Genomic DNA, 25,105 nt, shown 5'->3' on the forward strand with positions numbered 1-25,105 from the left:
GGTTTCACAACTCTTCGCCGTGACGAATGATGCGCTTGGGCAGGTCGCCACCGAGCCAGTAGGCCAGTTCGGCGGGGCGCTGGATGTCCCAGGCGATGAAATCGGCGACCTTGCCCGCTTCCAGGCTGCCGTGGCTGTCGGCCATGCCCAGCGCCCGCGCGGCGTTGAGGGTGACACCGGCCAGCGCTTCCTCCGGGGTCAGGCGGAAAGCGGTGCAGGCCATATTCAGCATCAGGCGCAGCGACAGCGCTGGCGAGGTGCCGGGGTTGAGGTCGCTGGCGATGGCGATGTTCACGCCGTGCTTGCGCAGGGCGTCCATCGGCGGCAGCTGGGTTTCGCGCAGGACGAAGAAGGCGCCCGGCAGCAGCACGGCAACGGTGCCCGCTTCGGCCATGGCCATGGCGTCGCTCTCGTCCATGAATTCCAGGTGGTCGGCGGATAGCGCGCCGTAACGCGCCGCAAGACTGGAACCATGCAGCGAGGACAATTGCTCGGCGTGCAGTTTGACCGGCAGGCCCAGGCGCCGGGCGGCCTGGAACACCCGTTCGACTTGCGCCGGAGAGAATGCTAGGTGCTCACAGAAGGCATCCACCGCGTCCACCAGCCCCTCTTCGGCCAGCGCCGGGAGGATGCGGGTGCAGACCTGCTCGATGTACTCGTCGGCGCGCCCGGCATACTCCGGCGGCAGGGCGTGGGCGGACAGACAGGTGGTACGCACCGTCACTGGCAACTCCTGCTCCAGACGGCGGGCCACGCGCAGCATGCGCCGTTCGCTGTCCAGATCCAGGCCGTAGCCGGACTTCACTTCCAGCACGGTCACGCCGTCGGCCAACAGTGGGCGGGCACGCTTGATGGCGCTGGCCAGCAGTTCCTCCTCGCTGGCCTCGCGGGTGGCGCGCACGGTGCTGGCGATGCCGCCGCCGGCCGCCGCGATGTCCGCGTAGCTGACGCCGTTCAGGCGCTGCTCGAACTCGCCGCTGCGATCGCCGCCGAACACCAGGTGGGTGTGGCAGTCGATGAAGCCGGGCGTGACCCAGGCGCCGCCCAGGTCGGTGCTCTGTACCGGGCGCTCGGGCAGCTCGGCACGCGGACCGATCCAGCTGATGCGTTCACCCTCGGTGATGATCGCGGCGTCTTCGATGATGGCGTAGCGGCCATCTTTCATGGTTGCCGCGTGGCAGTGGTGCCAGAGGTGTTTCATTGCAGTCTCCCGATGCTCGCGCCGACGCTTTCCAGTGCTGCCGGGTCGGCCAGCAGTGCGGTGGCACGGTCGATGTCCGGCGCCAGCCAGCGGTCGCTGTCATAGGCCGGTACCTGCTCGCGCAGCAGGCTCCAGGCACAGTCGGTGCCGGCGCCGAAACGCTGCGGCTTGAGGAATTCAAAGGCCTGGGCAGCCAGCAGGTATTCGATGGCGAAGATGCGCCGGGTATTGTCGATGGCGCGGCCGAGCTTGAGCGCGGCGCTGGTGCCCAGGCTCAGGTGGTCTTCCTGCAGGCCGGAGGTGACGAAGTTGTCCACCACCGCCGGCTGCGCCAGCTGGCGGTTCTCGCCGGCCAGGGAGGCGGCGACGTATTGCACGATCATCATCCCCGAGTTGACGCCCGGCTGGCTGACCAGGAAAGCCGGCAGGCCGCTGACCAGCGGGTTGATCAGACGGTCCAGGCGGCGTTCGGATACCCCACCCAATTCAGCCACGGCAATCGCCAGCAGGTCGGCGGCCATGGCCACGGATTCGCCGTGGGGGTTGGCCTGGGACACCACGCGGTAATCGTCCGGCGTACCCAGCACCAGCGGGTTGTCGGTGGCGGAGTTGAGTTCGGTCTCGATCTGCTTCGCCGCGTGTTCCAGCTGATCGCGGCAGGCGCCGTGGATCTGCGGCATGGAACGGATGCTCAGCGCGTCCTGGGTGCGGACACCCTTGCTGCTGGCGATCACTTCGCTGCCTTCGAGCAGCGCGCGCAGGTTGGCACCGACCTTCTGCATGCCCGGGTGCGGCTTGAGCGCGATGATCTCGGCGTCGAAGGCGTCGATCTGCCCGCGCAGGGCTTCGAAGCTCATGGCGCCGATCACGTCGGCCCATTGCGTCAGGCGCGTCGCGTCGTCGAGGGCGAGGCAGCTCAGGCCGGTCATGCAGGGCGTGCCATTGACCAGACAGAGCCCGTCCTTGGCGCCCAGCTGCACCGGCTCCAGACCTTCGGCGGCCAGGGCCTGGAAGGCCGGGACGACTTCACCGCGATAGCTCACGTCACCAATGCCCAGCAGCGCCACGCCGACGTGGGCCATGTGGGTCAGGTAACCGACCGAACCCTGCGACGGCACGCGCGGGGTGATGCCATGGTTGAGCAGCGCGACCAGCGCTTCCACCACGCGGCGGTGCAGGCCGGATTTGCCGTGGCTGTAGTTGGTGATGGCCGCGCAAATAATCGCGCGGGTCTGCTCATCCTTCAGCGGTTCGCCGACACCGCAGGCATGGCTGAGCAATGTGTTGCGCGACAGCTGCGCCAGTTGCTCGCCCTGCAGCACCACGTTGCACAGCGCGCCCAGCCCGGTACTGATGCCATAGGCCCGTTCCCCCCGGCTGACGATGCGCTCGACGATACCGTGGGCGTTGTCGATGCGCGCCCAGGCGGCCGCCGACAGTTGCAGCCGCGCGCCGTGGCGCGCCACCGCGACCAGATCCTGCCAGCGCACTGGGCCGTTGCCGATGGTAATGGGGGAAGCGGACGACATGCGGAACTCCTGTAGGCGGGGAAGCCCCCTTCCCCGCCGGTGAATGACGTTAGATAGCAGCGACACGGCGCTGGACGAAGCGGTCGACGTATTCGTCGGCAGGCTTGTGCAGGATGTCGCTGGGCGCACCGACCTGGATCAGCTGGCCGTCCTTGAGGATGGCGATGCGGTTGCCGATGCGCACCGCTTCGTCGAGGTCGTGGGTGATGAAGACGATGGTCTTGTGCAGGGTTTTCTGCAGCTCCAGCAACTGGTCCTGCATGTCCGCGCGGATCAGCGGGTCGAGGGCGCTGAAGGCTTCGTCCATGAGGATGATGTCGGTGTCCGCCGCCAGGGCGCGGGCCAGGCCGACGCGCTGGCGCATGCCGCCGGAGAGCTGGTGCGGGTAGGACTTTTCATAGCCCTTCAGGCCCACGGTGTTGATCCAGTGCAGCGCGCGTTCCTGGCACAATGCCTTGCTCTCGCCACGGATCTTCAGGCCGTAGGCGACGTTGTCGAGCACGCTCTTGTGCGGCAGCAGACCGAAGCTCTGGAACACCATGCTGATCTTGCGCCGGCGGAAGTTTTCCAGCGCGGCAGCGTCGTAGCCGAGCACGTCCTCACCGTCGACCAGGATCTGCCCGCTGGTGGGGTCGATCAGACGGTTGAAGTGGCGCACCAGGGTCGACTTGCCGGAACCGGAGAGGCCCATGATGACGAAGATTTCCCCGGCCTCGATGGACAGCGACAGGTCGTTCACCCCGACCACGCAGTCGGTGGCGGCGAGGACTTCGGCCTTGCTCTTGCCCTGGCGGATCATCGCCAGGGCCGCATCGGCCTTGGCGCCGAAGATCTTGTAGACGTTCTTGACCTGGATCTTGCTCATTTGCTGGCCTCATGGTGGCGCGAGCGGCCGTAAGCCTGGGTGATGCGGTCGATGACCACGGCAAGGATGACGATGGCGAGACCCGCCTCCAGGCCCTTGCCGACGTTGAGGGTCTGGATGCCCACCAGCACGTCCTCGCCCAGACCACGGGCGCCGATCATCGAGGCGATGACCACCATCGACAGGGCCATCATGGTGGTCTGGTTGATGCCGGCCATGATGCTCGGCAGCGCCAGCGGCAGCTGCACGCCGAACAGTTGCTGGCGGCGGTTGGCGCCGAAGGCGGTGATGGCCTCCATCACTTCGCGGTCGACCTGGCGGATGCCCAGGTCGGTGAGGCGGATCAGCGGCGGCGCGGCGTAGATCACCGTGGCGAAGATCGCCGGCACCTTGCCCAGGCCGAACAGCATCAGCACCGGGATCAGGTACACGAAGCTGGGCATGGTCTGCATGATGTCCAGCAGCGGCAGCAGGATCGCCCGGAAGCGGTCGCTGCGTGCGGCAAGGATACCCAGCGGGATGCCGATCAGCACCGAGATGATCGTCGCAACCATCATCAGCGCCAGGGTCTGCATCAGCTTGTCCCACAGGCCCACGGCGCCCACCAGGAACAGCAGCCCGACGATCACCACGGTCGGCAGGATGCGCCGGGTGGCGTGCCAGGCGATGCCGGCGACGATGGCCAGCATCAGCCACCAGGGCGTCGCGCGCAGCACGCTCTCCAGGTTGACGATGGCCCACAGCAGGGTGTCGGAGATGTGGCGGAACACGTCGCCGTAATTGGTAACCAGGGCATCGACCCAACCGTTGACCCAGTCGGCGATGGAGAAGGTGAAGCGTTCGGGAAACATGGCACGTACTCGTCAGGAGTGGGCATCACCGGGGAAGCAGCGCCTCCCCGGATTCGGCGGCGTCAGAGCGCGGCCTGGACCTTCTTCGCAGCGTCCTCGCTGACCCAGGTGGTCCACACTTCCGGGTGTTCCTTGAGGAAGGCCTTGGCCAGTTGCTCGGAGGTGAGTTTCTCCTTGGCCATCTTCGCCAGGTTCTGGTTCAGCAGGTCGATGGGCAGGTTGACCTTTTCCAGCACGGCGACCAGTTCCGGGGCCTGGTCGTGGAAGGCCCTGGACAGGCCGACCTGGATCTTCACGTCCTTGTTTACGCCCGGCTCATCCAGCTTCACCAGGTCGGCCTGGCCCATCAGCGGCGTCGGCGACCAGTAGTAGAAGAGAATAGGCTCCTTGCGCTTGTAGCTCGACAATACGGCGGCATCCAGGGCCGGGCCGGTGCCGGGGCGGAAGTTGGTGAACTTGTCCTCGAGGCCGTACTTTTTCAGCATCTCGGAGTTTTCCAGCTCGCAGGTCCAGCCGGCCGGGCAGTTGTAGAAGCGGCCCTTGCCCGGCTCTTCCGGGTCGCGGAAGACCTCGGCGTACTGCGCCAGGTCAGTGACGGCCTTGAGATTCGGCGCCTTGGCTTCGATGTTGCGCGCCTTGTCGCCCTCGATCACGAAGCGCGGTACGTACCAGCCCTCGGTGGCGCCGACGATGGGCGCGCCCACGCCGACCACCTTGTTCGCGGCGGCGGCCTTGTTCCAGGCGTCGCTGCGGCCAATCCATTCCTCGCTGAAAATCTGGATGTCGTTGTTCGCCAGCGCCTGCTCCATGGTGATGGAGTTGCCCGGCAGGCTGTCGGTTTCGCAGCCGTAGCCGTTTTTCAGGATGATCTGCATGAGGTCGGTGAGCAGCATGCCGCTCTCCCAGTTCAGCCCTGCGAATTTCACCGGCTTGCCACTCTCGCACCAGCCGGCGGCCTGGGCCGAAGTCATGGTGCCGCCCAGCAGACCGGCGGACAGGAACAGGCCCAGCAGCGTCTTCTTGGTGTTGTTCATCTGATGCTCCTAAACGTGAATGAGGTTGGGCAGTGCAAGGGCCGCGCAGGCTTGTGGCCGCGCGGCCGGGCCGGTCTGTTCAGGTGCGGGCCGGCAGGATCAGCCGGTCCGGTACTGCCCGCGTGACGCGGCGGGCGACCAGGTAATAGAGAACGGCCGGAACCACGAGGCCGATGATCCAGGAGATATCCACGCCACCCAGGGCGTCCACCATCGGGCCGGTGTAGAACTTGGTGGAAATGAACGGCAACTGCACCAGCACGCCGATCACATAGACGCTGATGCCGGGGATGTTCCAGCGGCCGTAGCGGCCATCGGGGTCGGCCAGCGCCGGCACGTCGTAGTGCTCGCGGGTGATGCAGTAGTAGTCCACCAGGTTGACCGCGCTCCACGGGGTGAAGAAGGCCAGCAGGAAGAGGATGAAGGACTTGAACGCGCCAAGGAACGAATGCTGGCCGAGCAACGCGATCAGGGTCGCGGCGCCGACGATCAGCAGGACGAACACCAGGCGCTGCACACGGCTCACTTCCAGGTGGCCACGGAAGCCGCTGATCACGGTGGCGATGCACATGAAGCTGCCGTAGGAGTTCAGCGTCGAGATGGTGATCTTGCCGAAGGCGATGCTGAAGTACAGCAGCGCAGCAACGGCGCCACTGCCGCTCAGGCCGACGATATAGGCCACCTCATGGCCGGCGAACTGCCCGTTGGCCCCGGCCGCGGCGAACACGCCGAAGATCATCGCCACCTGGGCACCGATCACCGAGCCCGCGCCCACGGCGAGGAAGGTTTTCACCGAGGACGTCTTGCTCGGCAGGTAGCGCGAGTAGTCCGCGACATACGGCCCGAACGCAATCTGCCAGGAGGCGGCCAGGGACACCGCGAGCAGGAAGCTGCTCCAGCTGAAGTGGCGGATCTGCAGCAACGCGCTGACGTCGGTCTGGCTCATCAGGCGGCTGAACAGGTAGACGAAGGCGATCACCCCGATGACGCTGGCGATGCGACCGATGACGTGGATGACGCGGTAGCCGAGCACGGTCACCAGCACGATGACGCTGGCGAACATCAGGATGCCGGCGCTGTCGCTGACGCCGAACAGCTGGCCCAGCGCCTGGCCGGAAAGCACCGTGCCGGTGGCGGTGAAGCCCAGGTACATCAGGCACACCAGCACGATCGGGATGGCCGCGCCGTAGACGCCGAACTGCACGCGGCTGGAGATCATCTGCGGCAGGCCGAGCTTGGGCCCTTGGGCGGCGTGCAGCGCCATCACGCCGCCGCCCAGCAGTTGGCCGATGAGCAGGCCGATCAGCGACCAGAACACGTCGCCGCCCAGCACCACGGCCAGGGCGCCGGTGACGATGGCGGTGATCTGCAGGTTGGCGCCCAGCCATAGGGTGAACTGGCTGTAGAGCTTGCCGTGGCGCTCGGCCTCGGGGATGTAGTCGATCGAGCGCACCTCGATCAGGGGTTTGGAGCTATCACTGGCCTGGGACATCGTTATTGTTCTCCCGAAGGGAATTCTTGTCTGTCGATGTACTGCTGCTTTACGGACCTGGCCGCCGCACCACGCCGTGCGGCGGCCCTCTCCCTGGTCCTGGCTTGCTATCGCCGAATTACTTGCCGGTGATCATCGGCAGGTTCAGGCCCTGTTCCTTGGCGCAATCGATCGCGATCTGATAACCCGCGTCGGCATGGCGCATCACGCCGGTGCCTGGGTCGTTGGTCAGCACCCGGGCGATGCGCTCGGCAGCTTCGTCGGTGCCGTCGCAGACGATCACCATCCCCGAGTGCTGGGAGAAGCCCATGCCCACCCCGCCGCCATGGTGCAACGAGACCCAGGTGGCGCCGCTGGCGGTGTTCAGCAGGGCGTTGAGCAGCGGCCAGTCGGACACGGCGTCGGAGCCGTCGCGCATGGCTTCGGTCTCGCGGTTGGGGCTTGCCACCGAACCGGAGTCGAGGTGGTCGCGGCCGATCACGATCGGTGCCTTCAGCTCGCCGCGGCGGACCATTTCGTTGAACGCCAGGCCGAGCTTGGCGCGCTGGCCCAGGCCGACCCAGCAGATGCGCGCCGGCAGGCCCTGGAAGCTGATGCGCTGCTTGGCCATGTCCAGCCAGTTGTGCAGGTGGGCGTCGTCGGCGATCAGTTCCTTGACCTTGGCATCGGTCTTGTAGATGTCCTCGGCGTCGCCGGACAGCGCGGCCCAGCGGAACGGACCGACGCCACGGCAGAACAGCGGGCGGATGTAGGCCGGGACGAAGCCGGGGAAGTCGAAGGCGTTGGCGACGCCCTCTTCCTTGGCCATCTGGCGGATGTTGTTGCCGTAGTCGAAGGTCGGCACGCCCTGCTGCTGGAACGCCAGCATGGCTTTGACGTGCACGGCCATGGATTGCTTGGCGGCCTTGACCACGGCGGCCGGGTCGGTCTGCGCGCGGTCGCGGTACTGCTCCCAGGTCCAGCCGGCCGGCAGGTAGCCGTTGAGCGGGTCGTGGGCGGAGGTCTGGTCGGTCACCATGTCCGGGCGCACGCCGCGCTGGATCAGCTCCGGGAGGATTTCCGCGGCGTTGCCCAGCAGGGCGATGGAGATGGCCTTGCCTTCGGCGGTGTACTGGGCGATGCGCGCCAGGGCGTCGTCGAGGTCCTTGGCCTGCTCGTCGACGTAGCGGCTGGCGAGGCGGAAGTCGATGCGGCTCTGCTGGCATTCGATGTTCAGCGAGCAGGCGCCGGCCAGGGTCGCGGCCAGCGGCTGGGCGCCGCCCATGCCGCCGAGACCGGCGGTGAGCACCCACTTGCCTTTCAGGTTGCCGTCGTAATGCTGGCGGCCGGCTTCGACGAAGGTTTCGTAGGTGCCCTGGACGATGCCCTGGCTGCCGATATAGATCCACGAGCCGGCGGTCATCTGGCCGTACATGGCCAGGCCCTTGGCATCGAGCTCGTTGAAGTGCTCCCAGTTGGCCCAGTGCGGCACCAGGTTGGAGTTGGCGATCAGCACGCGCGGGGCATTGGCGTGGGTCTTGAAGACGCCGACCGGCTTGCCGGACTGAACCAGCAGGGTCTCGTCTTCATTCAGCTCTTTCAGGGTGGCGACGATCTTGTCGTAGCACTCCCAGTTGCGCGCGGCGCGACCGATGCCGCCGTACACCACCAGCTCCTTGGGGTTCTCGGCGACTTCCGGGTCGAGGTTGTTCATCAGCATGCGCAGCGGCGCTTCGGTCAGCCAGCTTTTGGCGTTCAGTTGGGTGCCGCGCGGGGCACGGATTTCGACGTCGCGGAATTTGGTCACGGAAGGCTCCTTCGCTTGCTCGGATCGTTCAGCCGGTGAGGGCTTTGGCGGTTCGTTGGACAGTTCCGAAAGTCTCGAAACCATCATGTCTATGCTTGTATGTACAAGTATAAGCAAAGCAAGGGCCAACCTTGTTTGGCGGTGCTGATCGCCCACCAGAACAATCAATTAAGCTATTGATTAATAAAAATAAAAATAGGAAAACATGAAACGAGCAGGAGCTGACAGAAAGCGCCGTCTGACAGACAGCCGCACCGGAAGAAGGCTTCCGTGCACCGTTTCGTAGCCTTCGGTAACACCGCTCGCTACGAAGAGACACAGGTTGTATAGACAAGCATGAGGACGAAGGAAAGTACGCCAGCGTCAGACCACGAGCACTGACAGGACAAGGGGAAGAAAAGCGTCCAGCACAATGACCACTCTTCAGGCACTCGCTCACTTCAACGCTGCATCGATCCTCCCCACCGCCTGGGGCGTCACCCATTTCGACCACAACGCCCGGTGCTCGCGGAAGAACTTTGCCCGCACGTCCGCCACGTTCCGATGATGCTGCGCCATGTCTGCGAGCAGCGCGTTGAATATCGGCAGCGGCAGCTCGACCTGCTCGAACACCTGCACCAGTTCCGGCGCCTTGTCGTGGAAGTCGCGCGACACGCCAATGCTGATCTTCGCCGGTAGCGAGCGAGAGCCCTCGGGATTGGGGTTGTTCGGGTCGGTCAAGGTCTTCCAGGCCTCCTCACTGAACGGTGGCTCCTCCAGCTGCACCAACTTGAAGCGCCCCAGCAGCGGCGTCGGCGCCCAGTAATAGAAGAGCACTGGCCGGCCCTGTGCGATGGCCGAGCTGATCGCCGCATCCAGCGCCGGGCCGGCGCCGGTACGGAAGTTCACGTAGCTGTCAGTCAGCCCGTAGGCCTTGAGCTTCTGTGTGTTGACGATCTCGCAGGTCCAGCCGGTGGGGCAGTTGTAGAAGCGGCCCTTGTCCGGCTCCTCGTCATCCTTGAACAACGCCTTGTAACGGGGCAGGTCGCTGACGGACTTCAGGCCCGGCGCGGAAGCCTTGATGCCGCGCTTGGCATCGCCGTGCACTACATAATCCGGCACCCACCAGCCTTCGCTGGCGCCCTTCACTGTCTCGCCCACGGAGAACACCTGGCCGGCCTGTTCGGCCTGCTGCCACACGGTACTGCGCCCGGCCCACTGCTCGCCGGTGACCTGGATGTCGTTCTGCTTCAGCGCGTTCTCCATGGTCACCGTGTTACCCGGCACGGCGTCGGTCTGACAGCCGTAGCCCTTCTCCAGGATGAAGCGCAGGACCTCGGTGGTGAACATCCCGCTCTCCCAGTTCAGCCCGGCGAATACCACGGGTTTCGGATAGGGACAGCCGGCAGCAAGGGTCTGGGCGCACAGGCCGAAGGCCAGTAGCAGCGCGAACAGGCAACGGGGGGCGGACATGGGCGACTCCGGACGCGTTGGTGTCCTTAGGGTTTAGCCGCCGCGGCGCGGTTTGCCCACAACCATCGGACTGGAAATGCCACCGGGGGTGACATTCACTTTCTCCCGAGCGGCCTCTCAGCGCGACCGGCGACGAAGGCATGGGCCCTGGCGCACCATGGCACAGAGATTGCTATACCTGTATATACAGGAACTATCCACGGTAACACTTCACCGAATCCAGGATGCCGACATGCCCGCAACCCTGATCCTGACGCCCGGCCAGTTCGACCTCGACCAACTGCGCGCCATCTACCAGCACCAGCCCGACCTGCAGCTTGCCGACGAATGCCGCGAAGCCATCCTGCACAGCGCGCAGACGGTCAGCCAGATCATCGCCGACCAGCGCACCGTGTACGGCATCAATACCGGTTTCGGCCTGCTGGCGCGCACCTCGATTCCCGAGGAGCAACTCGCCACCCTGCAGCGCAACCTGATCCTTTCCCATTGCACCGGCACCGGAGCGCTGCTGGACGACGCCAGCGTGGCGCTGATCATGGCGCTGAAGATCGGCTCGCTGGCGCGCGGCTTTTCCGGCGTCAGCCCGGCGGTGATCGAGACGCTGCTCAAGCTCTACCGCGCACGTGTCTACCCGTGTATTCCATCCCAGGGTTCGGTGGGCGCCTCCGGCGACCTCGCGCCGCTGGCGCACATGTCCGCGATCCTGCTGGGCGTCGGCCAGGTGCGCCATGAAGGGCGCATCCTCGAAGCCAGCGAAGGCCTCGCCATCGCCGGCGCCGAGCCGCTGGTGCTGGGCCCGAAGGAGGGCCTGGCGCTGATCAACGGCACCCAGGTTTCCACGGCTCTGGCCCTGCGCGGGCTGTTTGCGGCGGAGAAGCTGTTCATCTCCGCGGTGGTGGCCGGCAGCTTAAGCGTGGAAGCGCTGAAGGGCTCGTTCGTGCCCTTCGATGCGCGCATCCAGGCCGTGCGTGGCCAACCGGGACAGATCACGGTCGCCGCGTTGTACCGGGAACTGCTGCACGACAGCCCGATCAACCAGTCGCACATCGACTGCAAGCGTGTGCAGGACCCGTACTCGCTGCGCTGCCAGCCACAGGTGATGGGCGCATGCCTGGACCATCTGCGCTTCGCTGCTGGAGTTTTCCTGCGCGAGGCCAATGCGGTTTCCGACAACCCGCTGGTGTTCAGCGCTGACGGCGACGTTCTGTCAGGCGGTAACTTCCACGCCGAGCCGGTGGCCATGGCCTCCGACGTGCTGGCGCTGGCAATCTCCGAGATCGGCGCGCTGTCCGAGCGGCGCATCGCCCAACTGGTGGACCCGGCCATGTCCGGCCTGCCGGCGTTCCTGGTCAAGGAAGGCGGGCTCAACTCCGGCTTCATGATCGCCCAGGTCACCTCGGCGGCGCTGGCCTCGGAGAACAAGACCTGGGCGCACCCGGCCTCGGTGGACAGCCTGCCGACCTCGGCCAACCAGGAAGACCACGTCTCCATGGCCACCTTCGCCGCCCGCCGCCTGCAGGACATGGCCGCCAACAGCGCCGGTGTGGTCGCCATCGAACTGCTCGCCGCCGCGCAGGGCGTGGACTTCCACGCGCCGCTGCAAAGTTCGCCGCAGTTGCAGGAAGTCCGCACGCTGATCCGCAGCCAGGTGCCGCACTATGAGCAGGACCGCTACTTCGCTCCGGACATCGCCGCCGCGCGGGCGTGGGTCGAGGATGGGGTGATGAGCCGCTGGATTGGCTACGAGCGGTTGTATTCGTAACCCGCCCTACGGATCAACATCCCGCCAACAACAAGGGCGCCGAGGCGCCCTTGTTGTTCATCGCGGATCGAGTTCGATCACGCAGATATCTGCACTTCCCGCCATCGCCAGCCGCCACTCCCGCAGAACGCCCGCACCTTCGGCAATCAGCGTGTCATGCAGCCCCAGCACCCCGGCGGCCTCGCCGTTCAGACTGGGGTGAACCCCCTCGCCCGTACTGAACAACAGCACCGTGGAAGCGCTGCTGAAGAAATGCGCCTCGCGGTCCAACCGCAGCCACTGCAAGCGTGCCCGGTAGCGAGTGGGCGAATAGATCAGATTGAAGTCACGAATCGCGCCGCCCAGCAGCGTACAGTCCACCGCACTGGCGCCATCGAAGGCGAAGGCATCGAGTGCGCGCAGGTCGCGGGAATCGATGCCGTCCACGCTCAGCCGCATACCCTCGCCTTGCAACACGCTGATGACGCGCTGGTAACCGGTGAACGCAGAGAACGGCCCCGGCGCCCCTACGTCGGCGATGGACACGCGCCAGCCGAAGCCTTCCAGGCCATCGCCGGCATCGCGGACGATCTCGCGGGTCGTGCCCGCGCCGTTCTTCCAGGGCATCGCCGGGTAGTCGGCGGCGCGCAGAATTCGCACTTCACTCATGAACTGAATCGTCCTTCCAGGCGGTAGCGCGAACCCGGATAGAGCAGGCGCGCGCTGGTCACGGTATTGCGTCCCGACCAGGTGCGCCGGCGGATCAGCAGGCATGGCTCATGGCGGTCGACGGACAGCAGCTTGCATTCCTCGGGGCTGGGCAGCACCGCCTCGACCACGTGCTCGCCCTCGCTCAGCGGGGCGACCTGGGTGAGGTAGGCGAAGGGCGTCTGCCCGGTGAAATCCTGCTTGAGGTAATCCGGCGCCACGGCTGCGTTGACGTAGCGGTCCTCGATCTGCACCGGGATATCGTTTTCGTAGTGCACGATCACCGAGTGGAAGATGCGCTGGCCCTCGCGCACGTCCAGCGCCAGCGCGCGCTCGGCGCTGGCCAGCTCTTCCACCAGACTGATCACCACGAGGTGGTGCTTGTGCCCGCGGGCAGTGATTTCCTCGGCGATGTTCTGCACCTGGAACAGCGCCGACTGGCCCTTGGGCTCGGCGACGAAGGTGCCGACGCCCTGCATGCGCACCAGCAGGCCGTCGGCAGTCAGCTCGCGCAGCGCGCGGTTGATGGTCATGCGGCTGACACTCAGCTCGGCAACCAGCTCCGCCTCGGACGGCACGCGGTGGTGCGGCGGCCAGGTTCCGGACTGGATCTGCTGGATGATCATCTGCTTGACGCGAGCGTACAGCGGCGCGGGAATTTCCCCCATCTGCGCGGCGAGCGACGAACCCTCGGCGGGCGGGGTAGGCGTGGGCGATGCGGGCACGGGAAACTCCTTGTCGTGGCGACGGTGTTCTTTCTATGGAGGGCGACTGCGGTCTGACTCCGGCATGTACCGGATTCGACCCGTGCATACAAGTCCTCTGACGACCGCCGGGTTGCCTTGCAGTTTACGGCCCCGGCAAACGTCTGTATATGTATATACAAATTCCAAGAAACCTGCGAGGACCTCCCGCATGTCCGTTCTGTTCGCCGAAACTGCACTGCTGCCTTCTGGCTGGGCGCGCAACGTCCGCTTCGAAATCGATGCCGCGGGCCAGTTCACCGCGATCACCCCGGACGCCAGCGCAGAAGGCGCCGAGCGCATCGCCGGACCGGTCCTGGCGGGCATGCCGAACCTGCACTCCCACGCCTTCCAGCGCGCCATGGCGGGCCTGGCGGAAGTTGCCGGCAACCCCAACGACAGCTTCTGGACCTGGCGCGAGCTGATGTATCGCCTGGTCGGTCGCCTGTCGCCCGAGCAGGTCGGGGTGATCGCCCGCCAGCTGTACATCGAAATGCTCAAGGCCGGTTACACCGGCGTCGCCGAATTCCACTACGTGCACCACGACATCGACGGCCAGCCCTATGCCAACCCGGCGGAACTGGCGCTGCGCGTCAGCCAAGCCGCGGCGGATGCCGGCATCGGCCTGACCCTGCTGCCGGTGCTCTACTCCCACGCCGGTTTCGGCGGCCAGTCGCCGAGCGAAGGCCAGCGCCGTTTCATCAACAGCACGGACAGCTACCTGAAATTGATCGACGGGCTGCGCACGCACCTGGCAGACCAGCCGCAGCAGGGCCTCGGCCTGTGCTTCCACTCCCTGCGCGCGGTGACACCGCAGCAGATCACCGAGGTGCTGGGCGCTGATTCCAGCGGCTGCCCGGTGCACATCCACATCGCCGAGCAGCAGAAGGAAGTCGACGACTGCCTGGCCTGGAGCGGTCGCCGACCACTGCAGTGGCTGTACGAGAACGTCGCGGTGGACGAACGCTGGTGCCTGGTCCACGCCACCCACGCCGAACCCGACGAAGTCACCGCCATGGCCCGTAGTGGTGCGGTCGCCGGCCTCTGCCTGACCACCGAGGCGAACCTGGGCGACGGCATCTTCCCGGCGGTGGATTACCTCGCCCAAAACGGCCGCTTCGGCATCGGTTCGGACAGCCATGTATCACTGAGCGTGGTCGAGGAACTGCGCTGGCTGGAATATGGCCAGCGCCTGCGCGACCAGCGCCGCAACCGCCTCTACGGCAAGGACCAGCCCATGGTTGGCCGCACCCTGTTCGATGCCGCCCTCAGCGGCGGCGCACAGGCGCTTGGCCAGCCCACGGGGGAACTGGCTGTCGGCAAGCGCGCCGACCTGCTGGTACTCAACGGTGGCGACCCTTACCTGCAAACTGCCCGTGGCGACGCGATCCTCAACCGCTGGCTGTTCGCCGGCGGCGACCGCCAGGTACGCGATGTGATGGTTGCCGGGCAATGGCGTGTGCGCGAAGGCCGGCACGCGCTTGAAGAACAAAGCGCCCAGGCGTTCGGTGGCGTCCTTCGCGAGCTGCTGGACTGACAGCCCCTGTAGGAGCGAGCTTGCTCGCGAACAGCCTTCGCTGCGAGGCGAGTTCGCGAGCAAGCTCGCTCCTACGAAAAGCCCGCGCCGGCAATACCGCGCGAAATACCCGCCATGAAAAAACGCCCCGAGGGGCGTTTTTTATTGGGCCGCCGAACTGGAATCGGCTGCCCGCCAGATCAGGTCGTCGGTCTGGTAGCCGCGCTCATGGGCCAGCCCCAGCAGCTTCATGCGGGTGGCATCCGGCACCACCAGCTTGCGCGACAGCAGCCAGAGGTACTCGCGATTCGGGTTGCCCACCAGCGCGGTCTGGTAATCGTCGTCGACGTAGAGTACCCAATAGTCACCCTTGGCGAGCCCCGGGAAGATCCGCGTGAAGGTGTTGTCGAAACGCACCCAGAGCTTGTCGGTGCGGCCCGGCACCTGCGCTTCGGCGCGGCCGGTGGCCTGGTCCCATTCACCGTCGGTGGTCAGGCAGCGATTGGTCACCGCGATGCTGGAATCAGGCTGCAACCGATAGTGGGCTTCCGACTGCGCGCAGTGGCGCTGGAAAAACATCGGCTTGCGCGCCAACTCGTACCAGGTGCCCTCGTAGCGCTTGAGGTCGACCTGCACGGTCTGCGGCGGTTGCGGCGAGGAACCGGCACAACCGCTCAACGCGGCGAGGCAGGCCAACCAGATAAGGGATCGACGCATTGCGTTGCTCCTTGGCTGCCCGCCCCGTCCCCCAGGCCTACTTCAGGCCCTGGGCGGAGAACAGCAGCACTTTGTCGCCAGCGTACTGGATGCTGATGAAAGCCTTCTCGTCTCCCCAGGTGCAGCTGGAAACCCCCAGTGCGCCGGAGCATTCGGCAGGCTTGCCGAGCAGGCTTTCCACCTCGGCCTTGCTCATGCCGGTTTTGATCTTGGAATAGTTCTCCTGGTTCACTTTGCTGCAAGCGGCCAGGACGACACAGAACGCGACGAGCGCGAGGCGGCGGAAAGACATCGACAACTCCATTTTTTGGGGGCAGACCAACAAGCTTGGCACAGAGCGACCGGTTCGGCCGCCGGGTTGGAGTCAGAAACGTGAGCCAGGTTCCGTGAGGAACTGTACTTCTTCGACCGTGGATTCGCGGCCGAGAATGGCGTTGCGGTGGGGGAAGCGGCCGAAGCGCTTGATCACCACCTGGTGCTTGCGCGCATAGGCGAGGTAACCAGCGAACAGCACCTTCTCGCTCTCGCTGGATTCGCCCTGCAATTCCTCATACAGGCGCACTGCCTCGTTCTGGCTGGCCAGATTCTCGGCGTGCTCCAGCACGATGTAGACGAACACTCGCTCGATGCGCGGCAACTGGCGATCGAAACCGGCCTCCAGCCCCTGGCGCACCAGTTGCTGGGCGCGGGCATCGCCGGCGTAGGCGCGCGGGGAATCACGGAAGATCATCCGTGGCAGCTGGTCCAGCAGCAGGATCAGCGCCAGCCAGCTCTGCGGCTCGCGCTCCCACTCCTGCAGACCACCGTCCAGGGCCTGGCGCACCAGGCCACCGAAACGGTTTTCCGAGTCCACGTCCTGGCAGGCGCTCTTGCCGAACCACAGGGCGTTGCGCTGGGCGGCGACTTCGTTGGCGTCCAGCGCGTTGCCGAACCACCAGTCGAGCAGCGACTGCCAGGGCGCGGCGCTCATCAGCCTTCCTGGTGGTAGGCGGTGGCGCGTTCGACTTCTTCCTTGGAGCCCAGGAACACCGCGACGCGCTGGTGCAGGTTTTCCGGCTGGATGTCGAGGATGCGCTGGTGGCCGTTGGTGGCGGCGCCGCCAGCCTGCTCGATGATGAAGGACATCGGGTTGGCTTCGTACATCAGGCGCAGCTTGCCGGGCTTCTCCGGCTCGCGGGAGTCGCGCGGGTACATGAACACTCCACCGCGGGTCAGGATGCGGTGCACGTCGGCCACCATGGAGGCGATCCAGCGCATGTTGTAGTTCTTGCCCAGCGGGCCTTCCTTGCCGGCCAGCAGTTCGCTGACATAGCGCTTCACCGGAGCTTCCCAGTGGCGCTCGTTGGACATGTTGATGGCGAATTCGGCGGTGCTGGTGGGCACGGTGATGTTCTCGTGGGTCAGCACGAAGCTGCCCAGTTCGCGGTCCAGGGTGAAGCCCTTCACGCCATTGCCCAGGGTCAGGATCAGCATGGTCTGCGGGCCGTAGATGGCGTAGCCGGCGGCGACCTGGGTGGTACCCGGCTGCAGGAAGGCTTCCTCGCGCAGGCTGTCATTCTGGCTCAGGTACTCATGCGGACAGCGCAGCACGGAGAAGATGGTGCCGACCGAGACGTTGACGTCGATGTTGGAGGAGCCGTCCAGCGGATCGAAGACCAGCAGGTAGGCGCCCTTGGGGTACTTTCCCGGAATCTGGTAGGGATGGTCCATCTCCTCGGATGCCATGCCGGCCAGGTTGCCGGCCCACTCGTTGGCCTCCAGGAGGATCTCGTTGGAGATCACGTCCAGCTTCTTCTGCACTTCGCCCTGCACGTTCTCGGTGCCCATGCTGCCCAGCACGCCGCCCAGGGCGCCCTTGGAGACGGCATGGCTGATTTCCTTGCAGGCGCGCGCTACTACCTCGACGAGGAAGCGCAGGTCGGCCGGGGTATTGTGACTGCGGGTCTGCTCGATCAGGTAGCGGCTCAGGGTAACGCGGGACATGGAAGGCTCCAGGGGAGAAGAGGAAAAAAATCAGGGCGCATTCTAGCGTGGAAACGACCGCGATGCCTCCTTGCACAGCGGCTCACCGAATGCTTGGAGCCCGCCGCTCACGGGCAGTTCCCCAACGCCGGTCGGCCCCGCGACCTTCGGCCGCGCGGCGAGCGGCCCACGTGAAAGAAAACGGGGTGACGGCCGCATCCGCCCGTCACCCCGCTCATTCACCTCAGGCGATCAGAAGTCCAGGCTCAGCGCCAGGTTCACCCCCTGTGCCAGGTCGTCGCTGCTGCGGTGTGCGCTGTAGCCGCCGCGCAGGGTCAGCTCCGGGGTCAGCTTCTGGGCGACGCCAATGGTGGCGCGCTGCAGGTGACTCTGCGGGGTATAGCCCTGCAGGCTGAAGCCGATGTCCGGCAGGCTGGTGAAGTTCATGCCGACGTTCTGGGTGTCGTCGGCATATTCCCGCTCTACCGCGACTTCACCGAACAGCTGGGTCTGCGGCGATACGTCGAACTTGCCCTGCAGGCCCACCCCGAGGCGCCGGGAGTAGCGATTCTGCTCGTCATAGGCCAGCGCGGTGGAACGGCCGCTGCCCTCTTCGTAGCTGTCCACTTTCACCCGCGCCCAGTCCGCACTGACGAAGGGCGACAGGTGCCAGTTCTCGCCGCCCTGGGCAATGTCGTAGCCCAGGCGACCGCTGAAGGCCAGCAGGCTGCCGTCGGTGTCGGCCTTTTCCTCGACTTCGTGGTTGATGATGCTGAACTTGCGATTGGCATCGTCGAAGTCGAGCTTGCCGCCAGTGATAGAGGCGTCGGCCCACCAGCGGTTCTGCTGGAACTGCACGAACAGGCTGCCCAGGTAGCTGTTGAGCTTGTAGTCGGAGTCGTCGGAACCCAGCTCCAGTTTCTGCCGGTAGAAGCCCAGCGAGCCACCGACGCGCCAAGCGTCGTCGAGACGATAGCTGGTGCCCAGGGTCAGGTTGGCGCCGTAGCCGGAGCCGTCGGCCGCGCTGTCCTGGTCGTCGTAGTCCAGGTGCTGCGCGCCGCCGCTGACGAAGCCGCGCCACTGATTCACGCCCTGCCAGCTTTCCCAGTCCGCCAGCCACTGGCTGCGCAGTTGGTCCTGGTAGGCGTTGTACGTACCCAGGGCCATCTCCGGCAGCATGGTTGCTTCCCACGGGGCAGAGAGCACCGAGTAGGCATAGTCGGCAATCAGCGTCTGGCCGGCGATGGTCGGGTGCACGCCGTCGTTGAAGATCAGCTTGGTCGGATCGAGGCTGCTGCCGTGGCGACCATACACAGCGTTTTCGGGGCAGCTGTTGCCGCTGAAGCAGGTGCCGATCAGGTTCTGGTCGGTGGCCAGGCCATAGGCGCCCGGGTTGGCCAGGACTTCCTTGAACATCGCCGGGATGTTCAGCGGGATGACGTTGGCATTGGAGGCGGCCAGCTGCGCGGCCAGCTCCTCGTTGAAGATGCCCGACAGCTGGGTGCCAAAGGATTCCAGCACGGTGCCGTTGGTGGCCGGGGTCTGGCCGAGGTCGGGCAGCAGCCAGACCATGATGTAGCGCGCACCGGCGTTGTGCAGCGCATCGACGCTGTCCACCAGGCGGCCGGCGGCGGCGCGGGCCGTGGGGTCGTCGGTGATGCGGAACTGGAGGAAGTCGTTGCCGCCGCCGGTGAGGTAATACAGTGCGTTCGGGTCGGCGCGATTGTTCACCAGGTAGCCATCACGGGTACGGCTGTTGGAGCCGGAGGTGACGACAGAGCCACCGGGCGCGGTGATGGAATCGTAGATCTGGTCGGTGCGATAGCCGCCGACTGCCCAGTTGTTGCCGTCTACGGTGCCGGGGACCAGCGACGTGGAGGGGTTCAGGTCGGCGCCATTGATGCCCAGCTTGCCGCCCAGGATCATCGGCGCCGTGGGGCCGAAAATCTCGCCGCTGCCGTCCAGGTAGGTGGGGCCGACGCGGTTGGTGAAGCGGGTGCTGGCACCGGCAGGGCCGCCGGCGTCGGCGAACTGTCCGGAATCGCTCAGGCTGTCGCCGAAGACGACCATGGTGGAATACGGCGAAGGGGCTGCGGAGGCCTGTGCGGCAATGGCCATCGCGCACGCAGCCGCCAGCGGGGTGAGCGCCTTTCTGATCATTCTGCTACTCCATGCTTTGTTGTTATTCGGTAATCAGAACAACCAAGACAGTATCAGAATTTCTATAGGCGACACCCCTATCTTGCGGCGATCCGCGTCGATCAGCTGGCCTGGCGATTGCTCCGCAGCAGGCTCAGCGCCATCAGCGCGAGCAGGCCGACGCCCGCCAGCAGCAGCGCCCACAGGCCGTAGCGTTTCCAGTTTGTATCGGCCTTCGCCTCCTTGGCCGTCGCGGGTGTGGCAGGAGCCTGAAGAGTGCCCTTGAGCCGTGCCTCGCCCACGCCCGCCAGGCGCTTGGGCTCGTAGCCGGGCACCAGGGTGGTCAACGGCAGGCTGCCATCGGTGATCGAACCGTTGCCCACCGCCAGCTCATAGGGCGCACCGCCGCGGGCGAGGAACACCAGCTCGCTGGCGCGCACGCCCACGCTCAGGTGCGCTGTCGAGCCGCCGAGGCCACCACCGCGCGAATCCACTTGCAGGCGCAACTGGCCCAACGTGCTGCCAGGCAGCTCCAGCTCTTCCTGGGTAATCTCGCCACCCTGCCCCGGCAGGCGATACAGCACGCCGCGCGCCAGCGGGGTCCACTGCACGTTGCCGTCGTGGCGACCAGAGATGACCACCGGCGCCAGGGTGTTGTCCTGCTGCAGAGGAATCCGCACGCGCTCCACCGGCAGCGCCAGCGGCAGGCTCCAGTTGAAGTCACCATTAGTGTCGGCCTTGGCCGCCAGCGGTTCGGACCAGAGCATCGGCACCGGGCCGCTACTGCTGCGGCTGCCACTGAGCGTGGCGCCCACCAGTTGCGCGGCCTGCTCCGGCGACTCCCACCACAGGCGCAGGTAGCGCGCTGTTTCGCCCGGCAAGGCGATGTCGTTCTGCTCGATACGCTGGCCGTTGAAGTCCAGCCGCGCCAGTTGTCCCTCGCCCAGCGAGCGCCAGTGTTCGAGGTCGTCGCTGGCCTCGATGCGCAGGCGCTGGAAGCCGTCGCTGTCGGCCGTCCAGTCAAGCTGCAGGCGGTCCAGCGGCAGGTCGCCGGCACCGGTCTCCAGCAGCCAGCCGCGGAGCACCTGAGCCTTGTCCGGCGTCGGCGCATTCGGGGTGATTTCCAGGATGGTGCCGGTGGTGCTGCGGACGATCTTCAGGTTGTCGCCGGCCGCACTGCCGGAGGCTCCCCGCAGCGGGAAGATGCGCGCCTGCACTTCGCTGCGCACCTCTTTCTCGCTCGCCGCGCTGGTGCGCAGGCTGTAGGGCAGCGCCTCGCCCTCGGCGTTGAAAATGCGCACGTCGCGCAGGTCACCATGGCGGGCCGCGAACAGCACTTCGATGGGCAGTTGCACGCGGTACCAGGGGCCGTTGCCGGAAACCTCCAGCGGCACGCGACTGGCGAAATCCGCCGGCGCGGGCGCAGCACTGGCGTGATTACCCAGCAGGCACGCGCCGATGAAAAGTACGAGTGTCTTGAGCTTCATGCGGAGGGTTGCTCCTGTTGCGATGACTCTTCGGGCACAGGCCGGCGCGGCGGCAGCGGCGCGAAGTAGCCGACGATCAGCATCAGCACGCCGACACCGATGAAGGAAATGATGCGTTCCAGGCTGCCGCCACTGGCACGGTCGACCAGGAACAGCTTGATCACCACCACGACCAGCAGCACCGCGCCGACCAGCCAGAAATCACGCCGGCCACGCAGGTGCCCGGCGATCATCAGACCCAGCGCGATCAGCGCCCAGACGATGGACAGCCCGGCCTGCACCAGCATGGACTGGCTCAGGGCGTCGAACTCGAACGGCACGCCGCCCCAATGGTGCGCGGTACGGCACACGGCCATGGTCAGCAGGGCAAACAGCGAGGCGCCCAGCAGCGCCTGCACCGGCAGGCGCAGGGTGGATTCGGCCACGCCCAGTTGCGGCAGGCCCAGGCGCGTCCACTGGAAGATCGCCCCGAGCACGATGAGCATGCCCAGCTCCAGCGGGTTCAGCAGCGGCAGGTACGGCAGCGGGTCGGCCGCGCCGTTGCTGAACAGGTTGACCAGCCAGAACCAGCCCAGTAGCGCCAGGGCTACCGGAGCGGCGGCGATGGCGCGGTACTCGCGCTCGAAGGCGGCCACCGGCCACGGCAGGCGCGCCACACCGCCCATGAGGATCAGGAACAGGCTCGGTACCAGCGCCCAACCCAGCCAGCGCCAGGCGTTGTAGTGCTCGGCCAGGGCGAAGAACAGGTAGCGCAGCTCCAGCGCCAGCACGCCGAGGATCAGCCAGCAGCCCAGCACATGGGCCGTGCGCGCGGCCAGGCGCGGTAGCAGCGCATCGAGGCGACGCAGTATGAGGAAGTGCACCACGAACACCGCCAGCCAGCCAAGCCAGCCCAGCTCTGCCAGCGGGTGGTACTGCAGGTTCCAGGCACTGGCCAGGGCCACTAGCGACATCGGCACCAGCGCCAGGCACAGCAGCGCCAGCGCGCGCCATTGCTCGCGGCGCGCCAGCAGCGACCAGAAGCCCACGCTGATCGCAGCCACCAGCACTGCCACGTGCTCACGCATCTCGCCGGGCACGAAGCGGGCGATCTCCCACAGCGCGGTCAATGCCCACCAGCCGGCGCCCCAGACCAGCAGCAACTGCGAAAGCTGCTCCAGCCCAAGACCACCCAGCGCCAGGTTGCGCTCGCGCTCGCTGGCCCGGTGCAGGCGCCAGGCGCCGACCAGAGCGGCCAGCGCCAGCACCGCCGGAGTCCAGAAGCCCATGTGCGCCAGCGGCTTCAGGCCCTCGCTGGGCAGGTCGCCGAACAGCGCGGCGCCACCGAAGAGGAAGGCGCCCGCGCCAATCACCTGCAGCACCAGGCCGAAGACGAAAGCGGCGCGTTGCTGCAATTGCAGGCTCAACCAGAGGATCAGCAGGCCGCTGCCCGCCCACACCGCCGCCGCCGCTTGCCACGGCAGCACGAAAAGCACGGCGAGGTTGACGAAGGCCAGGCCCAGCAGCAGGACCACGCTCAATCCCAGCATCAGCCGGCGGTCGTCGCGGACCATGGCGTCTCTCGCAGCGACCAGCATGCCTGCGATCAGCGCGAGGCCAATCAGCGAGGCCGTGACCAGCCCGCGCCAGCCGGAGCCCAGCACCCCGCCGCCCTCCTGCGCGCCATGCAGATGCAGGAGGAACACCGCTCCGCCCAACAGCTGCACGGCAAATGCGCAGGCCAGGAAAGTGCGCGAGCGCAGGCGCAGCGCGGCGAACAGCGTGGCCAGCCCGGCGATGGCCCAGGTCATGGCCGTGCCGTCCGCGCCCAGCAGCAGGGGCGCGATCAGGTAGAGGAAGGCCAGGCCGAAAGCTGCCAGGACCGGACGCGCACTCGGCTCCCAGTTGCGCAGAATGTGTGGATCGGCATTGCGCAGGTTCCAGAAGCTGAACAGCAATGCCACACCGAGCATCAGCGCGCCCAGCGGTGCGCCTTCGAGCAGCGTCAGCGATTGCGGGTCGGCATGCAGCCCGGCGAGGAACGCCAGCGCTGCGCCCACTTGCAACAGCAGGGCAAAAATCCGCGCCAGCGGCCGCTGCTGGCGCAGCCCGAGCCAGAGGATACCGGCGCCTTCCACGGCCCAGGCGGCAGACGTCCAGCGCGCGTCCAGGCCCAGCGGAATCGCCAGGGTGCCGAATACCACGCCCAGCGCCAGGCAGGTTTCCACCAACAGCAGCGCGCGGCCGGCAGTGCGACCGGCCAGCACGCGGGCGAGCACCATGTAGAACAGGCCCAGCGCCAAGGCGCTGAACGCAGCGCCGAACGCCAGGTGCTGGATGATCCCGTACTGCAGGCCGAAGCCCACCAACGGCGTGCCGAACAGGATGGTGCCGTCGACGTAGTCGGTCTGCCGCGCCGACCAGCGCAGCAGCGCCTCGCGGGAGTCATCTTCCGGCGCGCCAGCCGCCTCGCGCAGGCGCCGGCGGGCGAACAGCAGGCCGATGGCGACGTAGGTGAGGAAGAACAGGACCAGGAACGGCTCGGTGGTGGCGAACAGTTCCGGCTTGTAGGAGCGCAGCCCCCAGGCGAGACCGATACCGAAGGTGCCGAAGAAGCCGATCAGGTTGAGCAGGCGCCAGGCCTTGAACCAGGCGATGGCGAAGATACCGGCGTTGAGCAGGGCGAAGTAGCTGAACAGCGCGACATGGCTGCCGCCGCCGGTGGAAGCCAGGATCGGCGCGGCGAAACCACCCAGCACGGCAGCAGCGGCGAGGCCCAGCGCATCCTGGAGGATGGCCAGGATCGCCGAGAACAGGGTGACCGCCACCAGCAGCACGAACCCGGCCTGCGGATCGATCAGCACTTCGCCGTGGTTCATCGCCGGGTACAGCTTGATACTGGCGAACACCGTCAAGTAGAGCACGGCGATACCGGTGCCCTGAAGGATCAGCGCATAGGCCGGGCGCCGATGACGCAGCCACCAACCCAGGCCGAGCAACGCCAGCGCGGCGGCGGCGGTGCCGATGTACGGCCCCTGCGGCGGCATGGTCATGCCCTCGGTGGCGTAGCGCAGCAGGAAGGCCAGGCCGAGGAACAACAGCAGCACGCCGACGCGCAGTACGGTGTTGCCGCCGAGCAGCCAGTCGCGGGCGGCCCCGAAGGCGCGGTCGAACAGGGAGGGAACTGGCGGTTGTGGTGGCACCGGCGGGGCGGCAGGAGCCGCGTGTGGCCGAACCTCGGGCTCTTCGACACGCACCTGGGTTGCTGGCTTGTCCAGGGGTTCGAGCACCAGGTCCGACCACTCGACAGCTGCTTCCTCCCGCGCAGCAGGCGCTAGGGCGGGCGCCAGCTCGTCGGCAGGCAGCTCGATACTCCACTCCAGCTCGGTGGCAACAGCTTCGCGGGTGGGTGCCTCGAATTCGGGCTCGCCGTCGGCGTCTGCCTCAGTCTTGGACGCAGCAACGGGCATCTCGGGCGCGGTGTACTCGACGCCGGCCGGCGGCACCTGCCCGGCCGCGCCGCGCTCCACCTGCAGCAGCCGCTCATAGAGAGCCTTGGTGCCCTGGTCGAAGCGCTCGCCAAAAGCCTTCAGCTCACCACGAAGGCTGGCGTTCTCCCGTTGCAGGCTGTGCAGCGCGAAGGTCTGCCCCAGCGCGAGGCCCATCACCGCGCCGAGTACCGCCCCGGTGATCGACTCGCCCGCAGCGGCGCCGATGACCAGGCCGACCAGCATGAAAATCCATTGCATGCTTTCGAATCCTTGAGGTTCTGTGCGAATCCATCCCGATCCGGACGCGTACGCCCGGACAGCTGAGTATATCGGCCCGGCTCCCTGGCCTGCGTCCACGATCTCACAGCTTCGAATACTCTGACGTCGGAAGGTGTCGTTCGGCCACGCCCCG

Annotated in this window: 19 protein-coding genes; 2 read left to right on the forward strand and 17 right to left on the reverse strand. The window is 66.4% G+C overall.

All coding sequences use genetic code 11. From position 1 onward, the window contains the following. Window positions 1–4 precede the first annotated feature (4 nt). The 8 genes from hutI to LDJ84_RS27665 all read right to left on the reverse strand — a co-directional run bounded on the left by hutI (window position 5) and on the right by LDJ84_RS27665 (window position 10,210). Window positions 5–1,201 carry an imidazolonepropionase gene (gene hutI / locus LDJ84_RS27630; RefSeq protein WP_065327952.1) on the reverse strand — a complete coding sequence of 399 codons (1,197 nt, stop codon included), beginning with the start codon at window positions 1,199–1,201 and terminating at the stop codon, window positions 5–7. Then, on the reverse strand, window positions 1,198–2,730 hold the full coding sequence (gene hutH / locus LDJ84_RS27635; protein WP_065327953.1) for a histidine ammonia-lyase: 1,533 nt from the start codon (window positions 2,728–2,730) through the stop codon (window positions 1,198–1,200). Before hutH (LDJ84_RS27635) ends, hutI begins: the two co-directional genes overlap by 4 nt. 49 nt (window positions 2,731–2,779) lie before the next feature. After that, window positions 2,780–3,595, reverse strand: a complete 816-nt coding sequence (locus LDJ84_RS27640) for a quaternary amine ABC transporter ATP-binding protein (RefSeq protein WP_024764190.1) — start codon at window positions 3,593–3,595, stop codon at window positions 2,780–2,782. Beyond that, window positions 3,592–4,446: an ABC transporter permease gene (locus LDJ84_RS27645; RefSeq protein WP_038803328.1), complete on the reverse strand. Its 855-nt coding sequence runs from the start codon at window positions 4,444–4,446 to the stop codon at window positions 3,592–3,594. Before LDJ84_RS27645 ends, LDJ84_RS27640 begins: the two co-directional genes overlap by 4 nt. A gap of 62 nt (window positions 4,447–4,508) precedes the next feature. Beyond that, complete coding sequence (locus tag LDJ84_RS27650; protein ID WP_413247473.1) at window positions 4,509–5,417, reverse strand: ABC transporter substrate-binding protein; 909 nt, start codon at window positions 5,415–5,417, stop codon at window positions 4,509–4,511. Between the two features lie 142 nt (window positions 5,418–5,559). Next, window positions 5,560–6,972: a purine-cytosine permease family protein gene (locus LDJ84_RS27655; RefSeq protein WP_065327954.1), complete on the reverse strand. Its 1,413-nt coding sequence runs from the start codon at window positions 6,970–6,972 to the stop codon at window positions 5,560–5,562. Window positions 6,973–7,090: 118 nt separating this feature from the next. After that, entirely contained in the window at window positions 7,091–8,758 is a 1,668-nt protein-coding gene (gene hutU, locus LDJ84_RS27660; protein WP_169891286.1) for a urocanate hydratase, read from the reverse strand. Between the two features lie 435 nt (window positions 8,759–9,193). Beyond that, window positions 9,194–10,210, reverse strand: coding sequence for an ABC transporter substrate-binding protein (locus tag LDJ84_RS27665; protein ID WP_089285856.1), 1,017 nt, complete (start codon window positions 10,208–10,210; stop codon window positions 9,194–9,196). Between the two features lie 232 nt (window positions 10,211–10,442). Between LDJ84_RS27665 and hutH (LDJ84_RS27670) the strand changes: the two genes are divergently transcribed. Next, on the forward strand, window positions 10,443–11,972 hold the full coding sequence (gene hutH, locus LDJ84_RS27670; protein ID WP_065086476.1) for a histidine ammonia-lyase: 1,530 nt from the start codon (window positions 10,443–10,445) through the stop codon (window positions 11,970–11,972). Window positions 11,973–12,029: 57 nt separating this feature from the next. On the opposite strand, the gene LDJ84_RS27675 is transcribed toward hutH (LDJ84_RS27670), so the two are convergent. Together LDJ84_RS27675 and hutC are read right to left on the reverse strand one after the other, a co-directional pair. Beyond that, a complete protein-coding gene (locus LDJ84_RS27675; protein ID WP_024766667.1) occupies window positions 12,030–12,620 on the reverse strand; it encodes a HutD family protein in 591 nt (196 codons plus the stop codon). Continuing rightward, on the reverse strand, window positions 12,617–13,327 hold the full coding sequence (gene hutC, locus LDJ84_RS27680) for a histidine utilization repressor (protein ID WP_065086557.1): 711 nt from the start codon (window positions 13,325–13,327) through the stop codon (window positions 12,617–12,619). Before hutC ends, LDJ84_RS27675 begins: the two co-directional genes overlap by 4 nt. Before the next feature lie 247 nt (window positions 13,328–13,574). Here hutC and LDJ84_RS27685 point away from each other — a divergent pair, with 247 nt between their 5' ends. Beyond that, a complete protein-coding gene (locus LDJ84_RS27685) occupies window positions 13,575–14,939 on the forward strand; it encodes a formimidoylglutamate deiminase (RefSeq protein ID WP_024766666.1) in 1,365 nt (454 codons plus the stop codon). A gap of 141 nt (window positions 14,940–15,080) precedes the next feature. Here LDJ84_RS27685 and LDJ84_RS27690 read toward each other — a convergent pair whose 3' ends face one another. The 7 genes from LDJ84_RS27690 to LDJ84_RS27720 form a co-directional block, all read right to left on the reverse strand. Beyond that, complete coding sequence (locus LDJ84_RS27690) at window positions 15,081–15,635, reverse strand: lipocalin family protein (protein WP_065086477.1); 555 nt, start codon at window positions 15,633–15,635, stop codon at window positions 15,081–15,083. A gap of 37 nt (window positions 15,636–15,672) precedes the next feature. Continuing rightward, the gene (gene bamE, locus LDJ84_RS27695) at window positions 15,673–15,927 is read right to left on the reverse strand and encodes an outer membrane protein assembly factor BamE (RefSeq protein ID WP_024766664.1); all 255 of its coding nucleotides are present in this window, start codon (window positions 15,925–15,927) and stop codon (window positions 15,673–15,675) included. Between the two features lie 72 nt (window positions 15,928–15,999). Further along, window positions 16,000–16,605 carry a DUF924 family protein gene (locus LDJ84_RS27700; protein WP_038803535.1) on the reverse strand — a complete coding sequence of 202 codons (606 nt, stop codon included), beginning with the start codon at window positions 16,603–16,605 and terminating at the stop codon, window positions 16,000–16,002. Next, window positions 16,605–17,618, reverse strand: coding sequence for a class 1 fructose-bisphosphatase (locus LDJ84_RS27705; RefSeq protein WP_024766663.1), 1,014 nt, complete (start codon window positions 17,616–17,618; stop codon window positions 16,605–16,607). Before LDJ84_RS27705 ends, LDJ84_RS27700 begins: the two co-directional genes overlap by 1 nt. A gap of 231 nt (window positions 17,619–17,849) precedes the next feature. Then, on the reverse strand, window positions 17,850–19,757 hold the full coding sequence (gene estP / locus LDJ84_RS27710) for an esterase EstP (protein ID WP_065086478.1): 1,908 nt from the start codon (window positions 19,755–19,757) through the stop codon (window positions 17,850–17,852). A 101-nt stretch (window positions 19,758–19,858) separates the two neighbouring features. Next, window positions 19,859–21,223 carry a DUF3999 domain-containing protein gene (locus LDJ84_RS27715; RefSeq protein WP_065086479.1) on the reverse strand — a complete coding sequence of 455 codons (1,365 nt, stop codon included), beginning with the start codon at window positions 21,221–21,223 and terminating at the stop codon, window positions 19,859–19,861. After that, window positions 21,220–24,951 (reverse strand): DUF2339 domain-containing protein, encoded by a 3,732-nt coding sequence (locus tag LDJ84_RS27720; protein WP_226045622.1) that lies wholly within the window; start codon window positions 24,949–24,951, stop codon window positions 21,220–21,222. The genes LDJ84_RS27715 and LDJ84_RS27720 overlap by 4 nt, the downstream gene beginning before the upstream one ends. Between the last annotated feature and the right edge of the window lie 154 nt (window positions 24,952–25,105).

It is taken from the genome of Pseudomonas sp. HS-18 (assembly GCF_020401845.1).
Lineage (GTDB): Bacteria > Pseudomonadota > Gammaproteobacteria > Pseudomonadales > Pseudomonadaceae > Pseudomonas > Pseudomonas nitroreducens.

What these genes read in the sequence shown, in the direction of transcription:
- hutI (WP_065327952.1), bottom strand. Translation starts at nt 1,201, where the DNA reads ATGAAACACCTCTGGCACCACTGCCACGCGGCAACCATGAAAGATGGC.
- hutH (WP_065327953.1), bottom strand. Translation starts at nt 2,730, where the DNA reads ATGTCGTCCGCTTCCCCCATTACCATCGGCAACGGCCCAGTGCGCTGG.
- LDJ84_RS27640 (WP_024764190.1), bottom strand. Translation starts at nt 3,595, where the DNA reads ATGAGCAAGATCCAGGTCAAGAACGTCTACAAGATCTTCGGCGCCAAG.
- LDJ84_RS27645 (WP_038803328.1), bottom strand. Translation starts at nt 4,446, where the DNA reads ATGTTTCCCGAACGCTTCACCTTCTCCATCGCCGACTGGGTCAACGGT.
- LDJ84_RS27650 (WP_413247473.1), bottom strand. Translation starts at nt 5,417, where the DNA reads ATGACTTCGGCCCAGGCCGCCGGCTGGTGCGAGAGTGGCAAGCCGGTG.
- LDJ84_RS27655 (WP_065327954.1), bottom strand. Translation starts at nt 6,972, where the DNA reads ATGTCCCAGGCCAGTGATAGCTCCAAACCCCTGATCGAGGTGCGCTCG.
- LDJ84_RS27665 (WP_089285856.1), bottom strand. Translation starts at nt 10,210, where the DNA reads ATGTCCGCCCCCCGTTGCCTGTTCGCGCTGCTACTGGCCTTCGGCCTG.
- hutH (WP_065086476.1), top strand. Translation starts at nt 10,443, where the DNA reads ATGCCCGCAACCCTGATCCTGACGCCCGGCCAGTTCGACCTCGACCAA.
- LDJ84_RS27675 (WP_024766667.1), bottom strand. Translation starts at nt 12,620, where the DNA reads ATGAGTGAAGTGCGAATTCTGCGCGCCGCCGACTACCCGGCGATGCCC.
- hutC (WP_065086557.1), bottom strand. Translation starts at nt 13,327, where the DNA reads ATGGGGGAAATTCCCGCGCCGCTGTACGCTCGCGTCAAGCAGATGATC.
- LDJ84_RS27685 (WP_024766666.1), top strand. Translation starts at nt 13,575, where the DNA reads ATGTCCGTTCTGTTCGCCGAAACTGCACTGCTGCCTTCTGGCTGGGCG.
- LDJ84_RS27690 (WP_065086477.1), bottom strand. Translation starts at nt 15,635, where the DNA reads ATGCGTCGATCCCTTATCTGGTTGGCCTGCCTCGCCGCGTTGAGCGGT.
- bamE (WP_024766664.1), bottom strand. Translation starts at nt 15,927, where the DNA reads ATGTCTTTCCGCCGCCTCGCGCTCGTCGCGTTCTGTGTCGTCCTGGCC.
- LDJ84_RS27700 (WP_038803535.1), bottom strand. Translation starts at nt 16,605, where the DNA reads ATGAGCGCCGCGCCCTGGCAGTCGCTGCTCGACTGGTGGTTCGGCAAC.
- LDJ84_RS27705 (WP_024766663.1), bottom strand. Translation starts at nt 17,618, where the DNA reads ATGTCCCGCGTTACCCTGAGCCGCTACCTGATCGAGCAGACCCGCAGT.
- estP (WP_065086478.1), bottom strand. Translation starts at nt 19,757, where the DNA reads ATGATCAGAAAGGCGCTCACCCCGCTGGCGGCTGCGTGCGCGATGGCC.
- LDJ84_RS27715 (WP_065086479.1), bottom strand. Translation starts at nt 21,223, where the DNA reads ATGAAGCTCAAGACACTCGTACTTTTCATCGGCGCGTGCCTGCTGGGT.
- LDJ84_RS27720 (WP_226045622.1), bottom strand. Translation starts at nt 24,951, where the DNA reads ATGCAATGGATTTTCATGCTGGTCGGCCTGGTCATCGGCGCCGCTGCG.